11 protein-coding genes are annotated in these 15,591 nt (G+C 65.2%); 5 read left to right on the top strand and 6 right to left on the bottom strand.

Annotated features, from left to right (window positions below):
• The first annotated feature begins 118 nt into the window (after positions 1–118).
• The 4 genes from WFP39_RS06895 (at position 119) to WFP39_RS06910 (ending at position 5,867) form a co-directional block, all read left to right on the top strand.
• Positions 119–619, top strand: a complete 501-nt coding sequence (locus WFP39_RS06895) for a DUF4402 domain-containing protein (protein ID WP_336918535.1) — start codon at positions 119–121, stop codon at positions 617–619.
• A 73-nt stretch (positions 620–692) separates the two neighbouring features.
• Entirely contained in the window at positions 693–1,226 is a 534-nt protein-coding gene (locus WFP39_RS06900) for a DUF4402 domain-containing protein (RefSeq protein ID WP_336918536.1), read from the top strand.
• A 91-nt stretch (positions 1,227–1,317) separates the two neighbouring features.
• Positions 1,318–2,244 (top strand): fimbrial biogenesis chaperone, encoded by a 927-nt coding sequence (locus WFP39_RS06905; protein ID WP_336918537.1) that lies wholly within the window; start codon positions 1,318–1,320, stop codon positions 2,242–2,244.
• Positions 2,241–5,867 (top strand): hypothetical protein, encoded by a 3,627-nt coding sequence (locus WFP39_RS06910; protein WP_336918538.1) that lies wholly within the window; start codon positions 2,241–2,243, stop codon positions 5,865–5,867. The genes WFP39_RS06905 and WFP39_RS06910 overlap by 4 nt, the downstream gene beginning before the upstream one ends.
• Here WFP39_RS06910 and WFP39_RS06915 read toward each other — a convergent pair.
• Genes WFP39_RS06915 through WFP39_RS06940 form a run of 6 tightly spaced genes read right to left on the bottom strand, consistent with a single transcriptional unit; the run spans position 5,833 to position 13,673 of the window.
• On the bottom strand, positions 5,833–6,762 hold the full coding sequence (locus WFP39_RS06915) for an electron transfer flavoprotein subunit alpha/FixB family protein (RefSeq protein WP_336918539.1): 930 nt from the start codon (positions 6,760–6,762) through the stop codon (positions 5,833–5,835). The two genes, WFP39_RS06910 and WFP39_RS06915, sit on opposite strands and share 35 nt — an antisense overlap.
• The gene (locus WFP39_RS06920; RefSeq protein ID WP_336918541.1) at positions 6,759–7,508 is read right to left on the bottom strand and encodes an electron transfer flavoprotein subunit beta/FixA family protein; all 750 of its coding nucleotides are present in this window, start codon (positions 7,506–7,508) and stop codon (positions 6,759–6,761) included. The genes WFP39_RS06915 and WFP39_RS06920 overlap by 4 nt, the downstream gene beginning before the upstream one ends.
• Complete coding sequence (locus WFP39_RS06925) at positions 7,505–8,353, bottom strand: NAD(P)H-dependent flavin oxidoreductase (protein ID WP_377923219.1); 849 nt, start codon at positions 8,351–8,353, stop codon at positions 7,505–7,507. The genes WFP39_RS06920 and WFP39_RS06925 overlap by 4 nt, the downstream gene beginning before the upstream one ends.
• Positions 8,354–8,409: 56 nt before the next feature.
• On the bottom strand, positions 8,410–10,200 hold the full coding sequence (locus tag WFP39_RS06930; protein ID WP_336918545.1) for an acyl-CoA dehydrogenase C-terminal domain-containing protein: 1,791 nt from the start codon (positions 10,198–10,200) through the stop codon (positions 8,410–8,412).
• Between the two features lie 24 nt (positions 10,201–10,224).
• Positions 10,225–12,552: a 3-hydroxyacyl-CoA dehydrogenase/enoyl-CoA hydratase family protein gene (locus WFP39_RS06935; protein ID WP_336918547.1), complete on the bottom strand. Its 2,328-nt coding sequence runs from the start codon at positions 12,550–12,552 to the stop codon at positions 10,225–10,227.
• Complete coding sequence (locus WFP39_RS06940; protein WP_336918548.1) at positions 12,552–13,673, bottom strand: thiolase family protein; 1,122 nt, start codon at positions 13,671–13,673, stop codon at positions 12,552–12,554. Before WFP39_RS06940 ends, WFP39_RS06935 begins: the two co-directional genes overlap by 1 nt.
• A gap of 214 nt (positions 13,674–13,887) precedes the next feature.
• On the opposite strand from WFP39_RS06940, the gene WFP39_RS06945 reads away from it, so the two are divergent.
• Positions 13,888–15,588, top strand: a complete 1,701-nt coding sequence (locus WFP39_RS06945; protein WP_336918550.1) for a long-chain-fatty-acid--CoA ligase — start codon at positions 13,888–13,890, stop codon at positions 15,586–15,588.
• Positions 15,589–15,591 lie beyond the last annotated feature (3 nt).

The following is a 15,591-nucleotide window of genomic DNA, read 5'->3' on the forward strand; positions in this document are numbered from 1 at the left end:
TCAGCTTTTCGTTAACGACTACGGGATAACACGCAGGCTGACCGAAGGCGGGCTTAACCATGCCTCACGGTCCGGGCCCGTTCATGCGGGAAGAGAAACAGATACCAGGGGATAATGCATGAAGAAGATCGCTATCGTTGCCGCAGCCTCGGCTGCCGTGCTGTCCGTTCCGGCCCTCGCCGCTCCGGGCAACCAGTCGACCGCTGATGGCGCCGCTACCGCCGAAGTCGTCGCTCCGCTGACGCTGACGCATGTTGCGGGCGCCACGCTCAACTTCGGCACCTTTGTGCCCGGCACCGTGGGCGGCTCCGTTACCGTTTCGCGTGCGGGCAACGGCACCGCCGGCGGCGATGTGACGCTGATGCCGGGTTCGGTGGAAGCTGCCGACAGCTTCACCGTGGCCGGGGATGCTGGCCGCCGCTTCTCCATCGTTACCGGTGCGGGCACCGTGACTTCGGGTGGCAACACCATGGACTTCACCACCGACGCACGCGCAAACCACACGCTGGACAGCAGCGGTGCAGCCAGCTTCACCGTGGGTGGCACGCTGACCGTGGGCGCGAACCAGCCGGCCGGCGTGTATACCGGCAGCTATTCGGTAACCGTCACCTACAACTGAGCAAGTTTGGAGGCGCGGCCCCGACGGGGATAACGCGGCCGCGCCTCCATTCGCTTGGCAGGAAGGTTGAACGATGATGCAGCTGCGCTACTTTGCGCGGGGCCTGGGTCTTGCGCTAGCGCTGGCCCCGGCCACCGTTATCGCGCAACCGGGCGACAGCGCGACCGCGTCGGGCACCGCGCAAGCCGAAGTGCCCGAACTCGGCCGCCTTACCCATCTGCGCGACCTGCGCTTTGGCGCATTCATGCAGCCTACAGCGGCAGGTACGCTGGTCATCGCGCCCGATGGTACGGCCACCGGAACGGGCCAGATCGCGGCCGGCATGACCATTCCGCAACCGCCTGAAGGGCGCGGCCCGGCGCTGTTCCGGCTCGACGGGACGGCCAACCGCGCCTTCGTGGCCAATCTGCCCAACCGGATCACGATATCGAACGGTTCGGCCACCATGCAGGTGCGCAACATCACCACCAATATGCGCAACGGGTCGAACCGCTTTGACGCCAGCGGCATCTTCATGCTGTGGGTAGGCGGCACCTTGCAGGTCGCAGCCAATCAGGCGCCCGGCGAATATTCGGGCAATTTTCAGGTAACTGTGATTTTCCAGTAACCTCCCCTTGCAGGAACCTACGCATTTCCACATAGAAAGGCGGGTTCGTAAGGGGATATTTACCGTGTTTGTTAACCAAAGGCGCGGTGCCATGCCTATGCACCTGCTCCCCGCTGCGCTCGCGCCGCTGGCGCTGGCGCTTCCCGCGCTGGCACAGGATGCGAGCGAGTTCGAGATGCCCGCCCCGCCTGCGCTCGCCGCTGCGCCCGAAGGGGCGGTTGGCGGCATGGGCGACATCAACCTTTATCCCCGCCGGGTGGTCATGGCCGATCGCAGCCGCACCGCCAGCGTGGGCGTTTACAACCGCACGATCCATGCCGGCGAATACGAGATCAGCATTGTCGACATGGTGATGGCGCCCGACGGATCGGTGCACCAGCTCGACAATCTGCCTCCCGGCGTTTCGGCAGAGCGGCTCGCCTCCGCCAGCGCGATGCTGCGCTGGTCGCCGCGCCGCGTGGCCTTGCAAGGGAACGAGGCGCAGACGGTGCGCATCATGGCGCGACCGCCCGCTGATCTGCCCGATGGCGAATACCGCGCACATTTCATGGCCGTATCGATTCCGGCCGATGTCGATCAGGGCCTCAGCATCGAGGAGGCGGTGAGCGGAGCCGAGGCCGGGCAAAGCAATATAGGCGTCACCATCCGCCCGCGTTTTGGCATTGCCATACCCGTCATCATCCGGGTGGGGGAAACCACGCTGGAGGTGGGGCTGACAAATCTTGGCCTCGTGCAAACGGCTGATGGCCCCGCAATTGCTGCCACCCTTACGCGCAGCGGCACGCGTTCAGCCTTTGGCGACATCGTGGTGACAGCGCCCGGCAGCGATGTGCCGGTGGCACTGGCACGCGGCATTGGTATCTATCCGGAAATCGACGCGCGGCCAGTGTTGCTGGCGATCAACCCGGCATTCGACCGGGCGCTGCTGCGCCCCGGCACGCGGCTCACCCTGACCTATACCGATGATGACTTTGCGCCCGGCACCGTGCTGGCGCGGCAGGAATTCACCGTGCCGTGACAACCGGGCGCAGGCGCCTCCGGCTTGGGCCTGTCGCGATCGGATCGGCGCTGGCGGGCGGCGCGGCGCTGGTTGGCGGGTCCCTCTTGTGGCTGGGCACCGCCGACAGCCCTGTGCCCTTGCGCGAATGGAACGGCCCGGACGGCGAGGACGTGGCCGCACTGGGCCGCAAAGTGCTGGCGCAGCGGGTGCAGCCGCGCCCCGCCCCGCTGCCGCCCCCGGTAATCCGCGCGCAACCGGCTGCGTCAGAGGCACGGTCAGCCAATCCCTTACCCGCGCGCCGGATCAAGGCCGAACTGGCGCAAAGCGCGAGCGATCTGGCACTTGCGCAGGGGCAGGCCGGAATACTGGGCGCAGCCTTGACGCTGGAAGCCGAACGGCGCGCCGCGACCCCGCCGCTGCTTCCGGGCCAGCCAGACGCACAGCCCGTGCCCGATATGGGGGCGCCAAGCGCCTTGATGGAGGCCATGGCTGCCCTCCCTCCGCTCGCCCCCGCCCCGCCGGTCGAGCCACCCGCTACGGGTGAAGCGCTGGCCGAGGTGCAACCCCAGCTTGCCAGCGCGGCGGAACGGGCGGTGATAGGAGGCGAACCGCCGCATCGGGAAGATGTCTCCGCGCCGCTCCTCTCCGCGTCTCCGGATACCTCTCTTGTCGCCCAAGCGGACCCTCCACAGCGGCCTGCTGCGATTGAAAGACAGGCCTACGCTGCCATTCCCGCGCCCGTACCTGTCACTGCGCCAGGGACTGCGCCTGCGCCAGAGAGCGAAGCTCTCGACGACGCACCGGTCGGCCTTGCGCCGCTGCCCGCGCCCCCAACCGCCACCCCCGTTGCAGCCCCGCCAGCAGAGCGCGCAACGGCCTCTGCCCCCGCCCAAACCCCCGCATTAGCCTCCACCCGTGTGCAACCGCGCGGCCTTGCGCCGGGCCAGCCGGTCTTTCCCGCCGCCGAGGGCGCGCCGCTGTTCAGCGTGCAGGACGAACTCATTCTGCAACTGCGCGTGGCAGGCGTGCAGGCGAGCGATACGATCATCGCCTATGGCACGCGCGCGGGACTTTATCTGCCGCTGGGGGAAATGGCGCAAATCCTCGATCTGGCGATCCGGGTCAGCGATGGGGGCCAGTTTGCGGGCGGCTGGTTCCTGGGCGAAGACCGGGTGATCGAGATTGACCTGCGGCAAGGCACGCTGACCACCTCGGCCGGAACCGTGCCGCTGCCGCAGGGGGTGGCACAGGCGTTCGAAGGCGATCTGTATCTGCGCAGCGATTTCCTTGCCAGCCTGCTCCCGATCGATATCGCGCCCGATCTGCGCGCGCAGGCGGTGCTGCTGACCACGCGCGAGCCGTTCCCGTTCGAGGAGCGGATGCGGCGCGAGGCGCTGCGCGCGCAGTTGGGCCAGCGGGGCGGCAACGGCACCCAAGCCGAGACCTTCCCGCGCGAGGATACGCCGTGGCGGGCATTGTCCGTGCCGATGGCGAGCATGGACCTGCGCGGCGTGTCTGATTCCGGCAAGGGCACCCGCGCCGAAGGGGATCTGTGGCTGGCGGGCGATGTCGCCTTCATGACCGGGCAGGTGTTTTTGGGCGCCACCACGCGCGACGGGCTGGTGGCCGCACTGGTGGAACTGGGGCGGCGCGATGCCGATGGCGATCTGCTGGGGCCGCTGGGCGCTACCGAGTTTCAACTGGGCGATGTGGCGACGCCATCGCTGCCGCTGGGCCTGCGCGGCACGGCGGGGCGCGGCGGCTTCATCACCAATCTGCCGCTGGAACAGGCATCGGTGTTCGACCGGATCGATCTGCGCGGGGTGCTGCCCGATGGCTATGAAGTGGAACTCTACCGCAACGACATCCTGCTCGGCTCCACCGCGCAGGCGGTGAACGGGCAATACGAATTTCTTGAAATCCCGGTTGACTACGGCCTCAACATATTCCGCCTCGTCTTTTACGGCCCGCAGGGCCAGCGGCGCGAGGAAGTCCGCCGGATAAGCGTGGGTGACGGGCGTTTGTCCGCAGGCCAGCTAAACTACAGTTTCGGCATGGTGCAGCGCGGCACCAATCTGCTGGGGGTGGAGGGGCCCGATTTCCGCCCCGGTCTGCGCTATGGCGATTGGCAGGCAACGGGCGAACTGGCCTATGGCCTCACTTCCGATTTCACTGCCGTGGCCAGCGCTGCGTGGTACGAAGACGGGGTGGACCAGCGGTGGATTGCCTCCGCCGGCATGCGCACGGGCATCGGCGCGCTGGCGATTCGGGGGGATGCGGGGCTTTCGGGCGGTGGTGGCGGCAGGCTTGGCCATGGTTTGGGCGGCGGGCTGGGCGGCCCGCTGTTGGGCGGTTCCTTTGCGCTGACGCATTTCGAATATGGCGGCGGCTTTGTGGACGAGGTGCACAGCCTCGATACCGCAGCCATGCGCCGGGCGAGCGAGGCCGACTTCAACACCGCGTTGCAACTGGGCAGCCAGGAAACCGGCATCACGCTGCCGCTGTCCGCGCGGCTGCGTTATGCCGAATATGCCGACGGGCGCACGCGGCTGGCGGCGGGCCTGCGCGGATCGGCGCGGCTGGAGGGCCTGCTGGTATCGAATACATTGGATTACCTGCGCAATGCCGCGCCGGGCGGGATCGGCTTTTCGCAACTGGTCGGCAATTTCGATCTGGCCAATATCGGGCGCAGCGACACGCAATTGCGCGGGTCGCTGGGTTACCGCCTGCTGCCCGATATCGCGCTGGTGCAGGTAGGGGGCAATGTGGCGCACCGGCTGGACCCGCGCACACTGCTGAGCGCGACCGCGGCCTATGCGGTGGAGGCAAAGGATCTGGCGCTGGGCCTTTCGGCCGCACGCTCTTTCGACCGGTTCAGCCTGGCGCTGGACGGGCAATACGCTTTTCGCCAGCGCAGCTATGCGGTGGCGCTGCGGCTTGGCCTCAGTTTCGGGCGCGATCCCTTGCGACGGCAATTCTTCGTCGATCGGCCGGGTGTGGCGACATCAGGCGGGGTGGCAGCGCAGGCCTTCCACGACCGCGACGGCAATGGCGTGTTTTCCAGCGGCGACATGGCCTTGCCCGATGTCGATTTTGCGGTGTTCAACGCGACCGCCACCACCGATGCAGCGGGCATGGCGCGGCTGACCGATCTGGGCCACGGCCAGCGGGTAAGCGTGCAGATCGACCCTGCCACCCTTCCCGATATCACCATGGCCCCGGCACGGCGGGGCATCGAGATCGTGCCGCGTGCGGGCCGCATCCATGTCGCCGCTTTCCCCGTGGTGGAACTGAGCGAAGTGGAGGGCACTGTCAGCTTTACCGGCGGGGACGGCAATCGCGGGGTATCGGGACTGCGACTGCAATTGCGGGACGCGTTGGGCGAAGTGGCCCATACCACGCGTACCGAGCGCGGCGGCTATTACTTTTTCGAACAGGTGCGCCCCGGTCCCTATGCGCTGGTCATTGATCCGGCACAGGCGGAGCGGCTGGGCATTTGCCTTGCCAGCCCGCAAAGGCTGGAGGTGCCGGCAACGGGAACGCTGATCGCCCGCGATCTGGCGGTCGCCACCTGCGCGGAAAATCCCCCGCAGGTGGCTGACAGCCTCACAGCTTCTGCGTCAGTTCCGGCACCGCGGTGAAAATGTCAGCCACCAGACCGTAATCCGCTACCTGGAAGATCGGCGCGTCAGGGTCCTTGTTGATCGCCACGATCACCTTGGAATCCTTCATGCCTGCCAGATGCTGAATCGCGCCCGAAATGCCGAGTGCGACATAGAGTTCCGGCGCAACGATCTTGCCTGTCTGCCCGACCTGATGATCGTTGCCGATAAAGCCCGCATCCACCGCCGCGCGGCTGGCGCCGATGGCCGCGCCCAGCTTGTCGGCCAGGGGGGTTACAAGCGCGGCGAAGGTATCGGCATCCTTCAGCGCCCGCCCGCCCGACACGACCACCCGCGCGCTGGTCAGTTCGGGCCGCTCGCTCTTGGTGGCTTCCAGCCCGACAAAGCTGGACAGGCCCGCATCCGCGCCGCCGCTGACAGCCTCGATGGCAGCCGATCCGCCCTCTGCCGCCGCCTTGTCGAACGCGGTGGTGCGCACGGTGATCACCAGCTTGGCATCGCCCGATTCAACCGTGGCGATGGCGTTGCCCGCATAAATGGGGCGCGTGAAGGTCTTGGGCCCTTCGACCGAGAGAATATCGGACAGCTGCATTACATCGAGCAGCGCGGCCACACGCGGGGCAATGTTCTTGCCCGTGCTGGTGGAGGGGGCAAGGAAGGCATCGTAGGACGCCATCAGCCCCGCCACCAAGGGCGCGACATTCTCTGGCAACTGGTTGGCCAGCGCCGCATCGCCTGCGTGCAGCACCTTGGCAACGCCTGCCACCTTGGCCGCTTCGGCAGCAACAGCGTCACTGCCGCCCGCAACCAGCACATGCACATCGCCGCCCAGCTTTCCTGCCGCCGTCACCGCAGCCAGCGTTGCGGGGCTCAGCTTGCCGTCATTGTGTTCCGCAAGGACCAGCGCGTTCATGCCACAACTCCCTTTGCCTTCAGCTTCGCCACCAGTTCATCCACCGATGCGACCATTTCGCCTGCCTTGCGCACAGGCGGTTCCACCACCTTCAGCGTGGTCAGGCGCGGGGTGATATCAACGCCGTAATCTTCGGGCTTTTTCACCGCCAGCGGCTTGGACTTGGCCTTCATGATATTGGGGAGCGAGGCATAGCGCGGCTCGTTCAGCCTGAGGTCGGTGGTGACCACGGCGGGCAGCGCCAGCTTCACCGTTTCCAGCCCGCCATCGACTTCGCGGGTGACGGAAACATGATCGCCGTCAATAGCAACCGCACTGGCAAAGGTGCCCTGCCCCCGGCCCCACAAAGCGGCGAGCATTTGCCCAGTCTGGTTGCTGTCATCGTCAATCGCCTGCTTGCCCATCACGACCAGACCCGGCGCTTCCTCGTCGACAATAGCCTTGAGCAGCTTGGCGACCGCCAGCGGCTCAACCTGCGTCTCGGTTTCGATCAGGATCGCGCGATCTGCGCCCATGGCGAGCGCGGTGCGCAGCGTCTCCTGCGCCTTGGCCGGGCCGATGGATACCGCCACGATTTCGGATGCCGCACCCTTTTCCTTCAGCCGGATGGCTTCTTCCACCGCGATCTCGTCGAACGGGTTCATGCTCATCTTGACATTGGCGAGGTCCACGCCGCTGCCATCCGCCTTGATGCGCGGCTTCAAATTGTAATCGATCACCCGCTTGACGGGCACGAGTATCTTCATAGCTGCAATCCCTTTTGGGCTTCATGGTATTGGCTGATCAGGTCGGCGCAAATGGCGGCGGCAGGCCGTGTTTCGTGGGTGGCGCCCACGCCGTGCCCGGCGGACCAGATGGTCTTCCACGCCTTCGCCTCGTCCGACAGGGCGAGTTCGCCGTGGCCGGTGGCGGGCAGGCTGGCCGCATTCAGGCTGGGGCGCAGGAAATTGGCACCCACGCCCGTCACCTTGTCGGTGTAGACAATATCGGCCGCCTGTGCCTGCGCCATCATGTCCTTTTGTGCAGCGCTTGCCATGCTCTCCTCTGCGGCGATGAAGTGCGAGCCGATATAGGCGAAATCCGCCCCCATCATCCGCGCCGCCGCAATATGGCGGCCATGCGTGATCGCACCTGCCAGCGCAAGCGGGCCGTCGAAAAAGGCGCGGATTTCCGCCGTGAGGGCAAAGGGGCTGAGCGTTCCGGCGTGTCCCCCTGCGCCTGCGCACACGGCAATCACGCCATCGGCGCCTGCGCCAATCGCCTTCTGCGCGTGGCGGATGGAGATGACATCGTGCAGCACCATCCCGCCATAGCCGTGCACCGCCTCCACCACATCGGGCACCGCGCCCAGCGAGGTGATGACCAGAGGCACCTTGTGCTTGACCAGCAGCGCCAGATCCTCGGCCACGCGGGGGTTGCTTTTGTGCACGATCAGGTTCGCGCCGAAAGGCTTGCCCGCCAGCCGTTCCCCCATCTCGCCCAGCCATTGATCGAGCGCGTGCGGAGTGCGCGCGTTCAGCGTGGGGAAGGTGCCGCACAGCCCGGCGGACGAGCAGGCGACCACCAGGTCGGGGCCCGACACCAGGAACATCGGCGCGGCAATGGCAGGCACCGCCAGCCGCGCGGCAAGATCGGCGGCCTTGTGGTTCAGAACGCATCCTCCGCCAGCGCCATCATGCTCTTCTTGCCTGCCTTGATCGACAGGAACAGGGCCGAAACCTGCGGCAGCAGCCGTTCAAAGAAGAAGGTCGCGGTGGTGATCTTGGCCTTGTAGAAATCCTTCTCCTCGCTGCCAAAGGCGAGGCGCAGCCCCGCAATCTGCGCGCTGCGGGCAAAGCAATAGCCCATGGCGACAAGGCCAAACAGGCGCAGATATTCGGTCGCCGCCGCCCCCGCTTCCTCCGGATCGGCCAGCCCGCGCTGGGCGATGGTGGCGGTGGACAATTGCAGCGCGCCAAAGGCCTTTTCCAGCCCGTCGATCATCGGCTTCATCGGGCCGTCGCCCTTGTTTGCCTCAATGAAAGCCGACACCGGGTGGAAGAAACTGCGCAGCAGGCGGCCGGTGTTCGCCCCCAGCTTGCGACCCACCAGGTCGAGCGCCTGAATGCCGTTGGTGCCTTCGTAGATCATGGCAATGCGGGCATCGCGGGCATATTGTTCCACCCCGCTGTCCCAGATATAGCCGTGCCCGCCATAGACCTGCACCGCCAGATTGGCGTTTTCGTGCCCCAGATCGGTGAACAGCGCCTTCACGATCGGCGTCATCAGGGCGACGAAATCCTCCGCGCGTTGGCGCACTTCGGGTTCCTCGCTCAGCCGTTCGGCATCAAGCGCACGGGCGACCCACGCGCCCAGCGCACGGCAGCCTTCGTTGTTGGCGCGCATGGTCATCAGCATCCGCCGCACATCGGGGTGGACGATGATCGGATCGGCCGCCTTTTCCGGATATTTCGCGCCGGACAAGGCCCGACCCTGCAGGCGATCCTTGGCATACCAGGCGGCGGATTGGTATGCCGCCTCGCCAATGCCAAGCCCCTGGATGCCGACGGAAAGCCGCTCGGCATTCATCATGGTGAACATCGCGGCCATGCCCTTGTTCGGCTCGCCCACCAGCCAGCCGGTCGAGCCATCGAATTGCATCTGGCAGGTGGCCGACGCCTTCAGCCCCATCTTGTGTTCCAGCGCGGTGCACAGCACGCCGTTGGACTGGCCGGGCGTGCCATCCTCCTTGGGCAGGAACTTGGGCACCAGGAACATGGAAATGCCCTTGGTTCCCGCAGGCGCATCGGGCAGGCGGGCCAGCACCAGATGAATGATGTTTTCGGTCAGATCATGGTCGCCGGCGGAAATGAAAATCTTCGCGCCGGAAATCTTGTAGCTGCCATCGCCCTGCGGCTCTGCCTTGGTTCGCAGCATCCCCAGATCGGTGCCGCAATGCGCCTCGGTCAGGCACATCGTGCCCGACCATTCGCCGCTGGTCATCTTGGGCAGATAAAGCTGCTTCAACTCGTCCGTCCCATGCGCTTCGAGCGCCAAAGCGCCGCCATGCGTCAGGCCGGGATAGAGGCCGAAGGACAAATTGGTGGAGCAGGTCATTTCCTCCACCAGCTTGTTCACCCGTTCGGGCAGGCCTTGCCCGCCCCATTCCGGGCTGGCGGCCAGCGACGACCAGCCGCTTTCGGTGAACGCCTTGTAGGCTTCCTTGAAACCCTTGGGCGTGCGCACCACGCCGTTTTCCAAATGGCACCCTTCCAGATCACCCGGCTGGTTCAGCGGCAGCAGCACCTCGCGGGAAAAGCGCGCGGCTTCTTCCAGAATGGCGTTGGTCAGATCGCTGTCGAACTGCTCCAGGGCGGGCAGATTGCCGAAGCCATCGTCCACCCACAATTCATCGAGCACGAAGCGCATGTCGCGGATCGGGGCTTCATAGACTTGCATCGCTCGTGTCCTCTCTCGCTTGTCCTAGTTCCGCAACGGCTTGCCAGTGGCGAGCATATGCTCGATCCGGTCCATGCTGCGCGGTTCGTGCACCAGTTCCATGAACTCGGCCAGTTCGAGCGCCAGCAACTGCTCTTCGGTAACGGTCTGGGTGGGGTCGGTATCCCCACCGGTCAGCACGGTGGCGAGCTTGCCCGCGACCACTTCGTCATATGGCGTGGCAAGGCCGCGTGCGCGGAAACCCTGCACCGCCAGATCAAGCGCGGCCTTGCCGCTGGGGCCGGGCAGGAAGAATTCGGGTGGCGCAGGCGGGGTGTAGCCCTCGGCGAGTTTCAGCGCGCGCGCCTTGGCGTCGGCCAGCAAGCGGTCGCGGTTCATCGTGATGCCATCGGTCGGGCGCAGGAAGCCCAGCTCCTTTGCCTCGGCCGCCGATTTGGCGACGGTGGCGGTGGAGACAATCTCGAACACCTTGGCGACCGCCGGCATCGGGCCCTTGGGCAACCCCGGCATCGCCTGCCAGCGTTCCAGCATCTCGCCGCAGCCGCCCCAACCGGGGATCAGCCCCACGCCGGTCTCGACAAGGCCGATATAGGTTTCGGCATGCGCCTGCACGCTGTCGGAATTGAGCACGGCCTCGCACCCGCCGCCCAGCGCCATGCCCGATGGTGCGGCCACCACTGGGAAGGGGGCGTATTTCAGCGCCTTGAACGCCTGCTGCCCGCCGCTCACCAGTTTTTCGATCTCGCCCCAGGCGGCGATATTTACCGCGAACAGGGCAAGGCCAAGGTTGGCACCGGCCGAAAAATGCGTGCCTTCGTTGTAGATGACCATCGCCTTGAATTTTTCGGCGACCAGCGGGATCGCCTCGCCGATCAGTTTCATCACCTCGTTATCGAGCGCGTTCATCTTGCCAGTGAATTCGAGGCAGGCGACGCCATCGCCCACATCCCACAAAGCGGCGGAACCGTTCTTCAGAATGGGCTGGCTGGCGAGCTTGATATCGGCGAGCAACAGCACGCCTTCGCCCCGCACCACATCGTGATACTGGCCATCGGTGCCAAAGAACTGCCGCTTCCCACCTTCAATGCGGTAGAAGGTGCCTTCCCCCACGGCTTCGAGCAGCGGCGGCACGGGCAGGCCGTTGTCGGCAAGTTTGGCGCGCAGAACGGCAGGGCCGATCTTGTCGATCATTTCGAAGGGGCCAGCCTTCCAGTTGTAGCCCAGCTTCATGGCGTCATCGACGCCCACAATGGTTTTCGTCGCTTCGGGAACAATGCTGGCGGCATAGGACAGCGTCGGGCCAAGGATCGCCCAGGCATATTCGCCCACCACCCCCTTGGTGGCGATAAGCGCGGCCAGATCGCCCTTGCCCGCCGGGCCGGAGATTTCGGGCGCCCGCCCTTCGGGCGCATATTCGCCGGTGGCGAGGTTGATCGCTTCCTTCACCTTCCCACCGCCTTCGCGGTTGATGCGGTAGAAGCCCCCTTTGCCCTTGCGCCCGGTATAGCCCTCGGCAATCAGCTTCTCGATCAGGGGCTCGCTGCGGGCAATTGCCTGATAAGGATCGCTGGCCGGCAACGTGCTGGTCAGGCTCTTTTGCAGATAAGGCATGAGGTCGAGGCCAATCAGGTCAATCAGCCCGAAAATGCCGGTCTTGGGCACGCCCATGGGCTTGCCCGCCACGGCATCGGCCATTTCCACCGACACGCCCATGTCAAAGGCTGCATTAACCGCTGCCTGTATCCAGAAAGTGCCAATACGGTTCGCGATAAAGCCGGGGCTGTCCTCGGCATCGACCGGCGTCTTGCCCAGCACGCGGTCGGTAAAATCGCGCACCTTGGCAACGGTCGCCGCATCGCTGTGCGGGCCCGCAACAATCTCGATCAGGCGCATATAGCGCGGCGGATTGAAGAAGTGCGTGATCAGGAAATCACGCTTGAACGCGTCGCTGCGCCCCTCGGTCAATTGCGCCAGCGGAATGGTCGAGGTGTTGGAGGAGACCGCTGTGCCGGGGCGGCGCACCGCTTCAAGCTTGGCATAGAGATCCTGCTTCAGGTCGAGCTTTTCGATAATGGCTTCGACCACCCAATCGCATTCGGCAACCTTTGCCAGATCATCCTCGATATTGCCAACCTCAACCAGCTTGGCCGCGCGCTTGCCCATGAAAGGGGCGGGATCGGTTTTCAGCATCCGCTCCACTGCGCCCGCCGCCACCGCATTGCGGTTTTCAGGATCGCGCACAATGTCGAGCAGCAGCACGGGCACGCCCGCATTGGCGACCTGCGCCGCGATGCCGGCACCCATTGTGCCCGCGCCGATCACGCAAACCTTCTTGATCCCATTGTCGGCCATCAGATCGCCTCCAGCACGGTAGCGATGCCCTGCCCGCCGCCGATGCACTGCGTGGCGAGCGCATATTTGCCGCCCTCGCGCTTGAGCAGCGCCGCCGCCTTGCCCACGATGCGCGCGCCGGTCGCGCCCAGCGGGTGGCCGATGGCAATCGCGCCGCCGTCGAGGTTCACCTTGGCCATGTCGAGGCCCAGATCGCGAATTACCGCGAGGCTCTGGCTGGCGAACGCTTCGTTGAGTTCGACCACGTCCAGATCGGCCACGCTGATGCCGGCGCGGGCCAGCGCCTTCTGGCTGGAGGCAACCGGGCCAATGCCCATGATTTCGGGCGCGCAGCCCGAAATCGCGACCGACTTGATGCGCGCCAGCACCGGCAGGTTGTGCGCGGCCGCATATTCCGCGCTTGTCACCAGCACGGCCGCCGCGCCATCGGTGAGCGGGCTCGATGTACCCGCCGTCACCGTGCCTTCGGCATTGAAGGCGGGCTTGAGCCCGGCGAGAGTTTCAGCGGTGGTATCGGGGCGCGGGGTGCCATCGGCATCGACGCCCGCCACTGGCACGATCTCGTCCTTAAGCTTGCCTGCCGCAATCGCATCGCGCGCCTTCTTCTGGCTCAGCACCGCGAACTCCTCCTGCTCCGCGCGGGAGAGGTTGTAGGCTTTCGCCACATTTTCCGCCGTATCGCCCATGCCGATATAGGCCTGGCTCGCCTTCGCCAGCGCGGGATTGGGCATGGGGTTGAAGCCCATCATCGGCACCCGGCTCATCGATTCAACGCCCGCGCAGACAAATACCTCGCCCGCGCCCAGCTGGATCTGTCCGGCGGCATAGTGGATGCCGCTCATCGACGAGCCGCAAAAGCGGTTCAGCGTCATCCCTCCCACGGTGAGCGGAAGATCGGCCAGCAGGCCAACAAGCCGGGCGATGTTGAAGCCCTGCTCCCCTTCCGGGAAGGCGCAGCCCATCAGCAAATCCTCGATATCGGCGGGGTTAACCCCCGTGCGATCGACCAGGCCGCGCACCACGGCGGCGGCCATGTCATCGGGGCGTACACGCGCCAGCGCGCCCTTGCCGGCAAGGTGGAACGGGGACCGGGCATAGCCCGCAATGACGACGTCGCGCATCGATCAGCCTCTCCAAATCGCGCCGGGAATCAACCCCGGCCGTTTCTCTGCCCTAATGGTGAACCGATTTCCCTATGCGTCAACCAAAAAATGTGCAGAATGCGATTCGCCACGGGGCACCTTGAAGGCTCCGGATAGCTACGTTGGGAGATGGAGAGATGACAGCGTTGCGGCGCAGAGGCTGCGGCCCGAAAGGCAAGGAAGGAGCAACGGCATGATGGTTGCACCTCCCGATACGCTTGTTCCCACTGCGGATGGCCCGCCGCTGCCCTATCATACCGATACCGACGGACGGCAGGTGTTCCCGCCGCGCCTGCTTACCGACCTTATCGACAAGGCGGTGACGCATTGGGCCGATCGCATTGCGGTCGATTATTTCGGCCGCTGCTGGACATACCGCGAAATCGGCGCGCTGGTGGATCGTGCCGCGCGCGGGATGCAGGATGCGGGCCTGATGCCGGGCGACCGCTTTGGACTGTGCACCGGCAATTCGCCCTATCACATCGTCCTGTATTTTGCCGCGCTGAAGAATGGCCTCGTGGTGGTCAACCTCAACCCGCTCTACACCCCGTCCGAACTTGAACATCTGCTGAAGGATGCCGGCGTGCGCATGGTCGCCGTGCCCGAAGTGCGCTTTGTGCATGAAAAGTTTCAGGAGGTGGCGCGAAAGGCTGGCGTGGAAAAGCTGCTGCTGTGCCGCATGAAGGAAATCCTGCCCTTCGGCCTCAATATCGGTTTTCGCTTGCTGCGCCGTGCGGACCATATCCGCATCACCGACAAGGCGCTGCATCTGGAACTGACCGACCTGCTTGCCAATGCGGGCGATCCCGCCCCCGTGGCGCGGCAACCCGACGATGTGGCAGTGCTGCAATATACGGGCGGCACCACCGGCCTGCCCAAGGGCGCCATGCTGACCCATGCCAGCCTTGCCGCCAACAGCGCGCAAATGGTGGCCCATGCGGGCGGATATATGGCCACGCAGCAGCGCACGCTGGGCGTGCTGCCGATGTTCCATGTCTTTGCGCTGACCTGCGTGCTCAATTACGCGATCGATACCGGTTCCGAACTGGTGCTGCTGCCGCGCTTTGAAATGGACAAGCTGCTGGCCGCCATCAAGCGCAAGCCGCCCACGCAGTTCTTTGGCGTGCCCACCATGTTCAATGCGATCAACCAGTTGCCGGCAAACAAGGTACCCGACCTGTCCCGCGTGATCTGCTGCATTTCGGGCGGCGCGCCCTTGCCGCTGGAAGTGCGGCAGGCGTTCGAGGAACGCACCGGCGCCCGCGTGGTCGAAGGCTATGGCCTGTCCGAAGCCAGCCCGATCATCACCTGCAACCCGCTGTTCGGCCTGGTGAAGGACAACAGCTGCGGCCCGGCCTTTCCCGGCACCATCATCGAAATTCGCGATCCGGAAAACCCGGCCCGGCTCATGCCGCAGGGCGAACGCGGCGAAGTAATGGCGCGCGGGCCGCAATTGATGAAAGGATATTGGCAGAAGCCCGCCGAAACCGAAGCCACCTTCTACAACGGGGCGCTGCGCACAGGCGATATCGGCTATCTGGACGAAGACGGCTATCTGTTCCTCGTCGACCGGATCAAGGACCTGATCCTGCGCGGGGGCTATAATGTCTATCCGCGCGTGATCGAGGATGCCGCCTATCACCATCCGGAAGTGAAAGAGGCGATCGCCATCGGCATTCCCGATGATTATCTGGGCCAGGTGCCCAAGCTGTTCGTTGCGCTGGTGCCCGGCTCTTCGCTTACGACCGCCGCGCTGGCAGAGCATCTGGCAACGCTGATCAACAAGCTGGAAATGCCAGTGGAAATCGAAATCCGCGACAGCTTGCCCAAGACGATGATTGGCAAGCTTTCGAAAAAGGAACTGGTTGAAGAGGAGCGCGCAAAACGTGGATGACAA

This window comes from Alteraurantiacibacter lauratis (assembly GCF_037154155.1).
Taxonomy (GTDB): domain Bacteria; phylum Pseudomonadota; class Alphaproteobacteria; order Sphingomonadales; family Sphingomonadaceae; genus Alteraurantiacibacter; species Alteraurantiacibacter lauratis.

Coding starts and splice junctions, on each gene's coding strand:
- WFP39_RS06935 (WP_336918547.1), bottom strand. CDS start 12,552: ATGGCCGACAATGGGATCAAGAAGGTTTGCGTGATCGGCGCGGGCACA.
- WFP39_RS06905 (WP_336918537.1), top strand. CDS start 1,318: ATGCCTATGCACCTGCTCCCCGCTGCGCTCGCGCCGCTGGCGCTGGCG.
- WFP39_RS06900 (WP_336918536.1), top strand. CDS start 693: ATGATGCAGCTGCGCTACTTTGCGCGGGGCCTGGGTCTTGCGCTAGCG.
- WFP39_RS06945 (WP_336918550.1), top strand. CDS start 13,888: ATGATGGTTGCACCTCCCGATACGCTTGTTCCCACTGCGGATGGCCCG.
- WFP39_RS06915 (WP_336918539.1), bottom strand. CDS start 6,762: ATGAACGCGCTGGTCCTTGCGGAACACAATGACGGCAAGCTGAGCCCC.
- WFP39_RS06925 (WP_377923219.1), bottom strand. CDS start 8,353: ATGTTCCTGGTGTCGGGCCCCGACCTGGTGGTCGCCTGCTCGTCCGCC.
- WFP39_RS06920 (WP_336918541.1), bottom strand. CDS start 7,508: ATGAAGATACTCGTGCCCGTCAAGCGGGTGATCGATTACAATTTGAAG.
- WFP39_RS06895 (WP_336918535.1), top strand. CDS start 119: ATGAAGAAGATCGCTATCGTTGCCGCAGCCTCGGCTGCCGTGCTGTCC.
- WFP39_RS06930 (WP_336918545.1), bottom strand. CDS start 10,200: ATGCAAGTCTATGAAGCCCCGATCCGCGACATGCGCTTCGTGCTCGAT.
- WFP39_RS06940 (WP_336918548.1), bottom strand. CDS start 13,673: ATGCGCGACGTCGTCATTGCGGGCTATGCCCGGTCCCCGTTCCACCTT.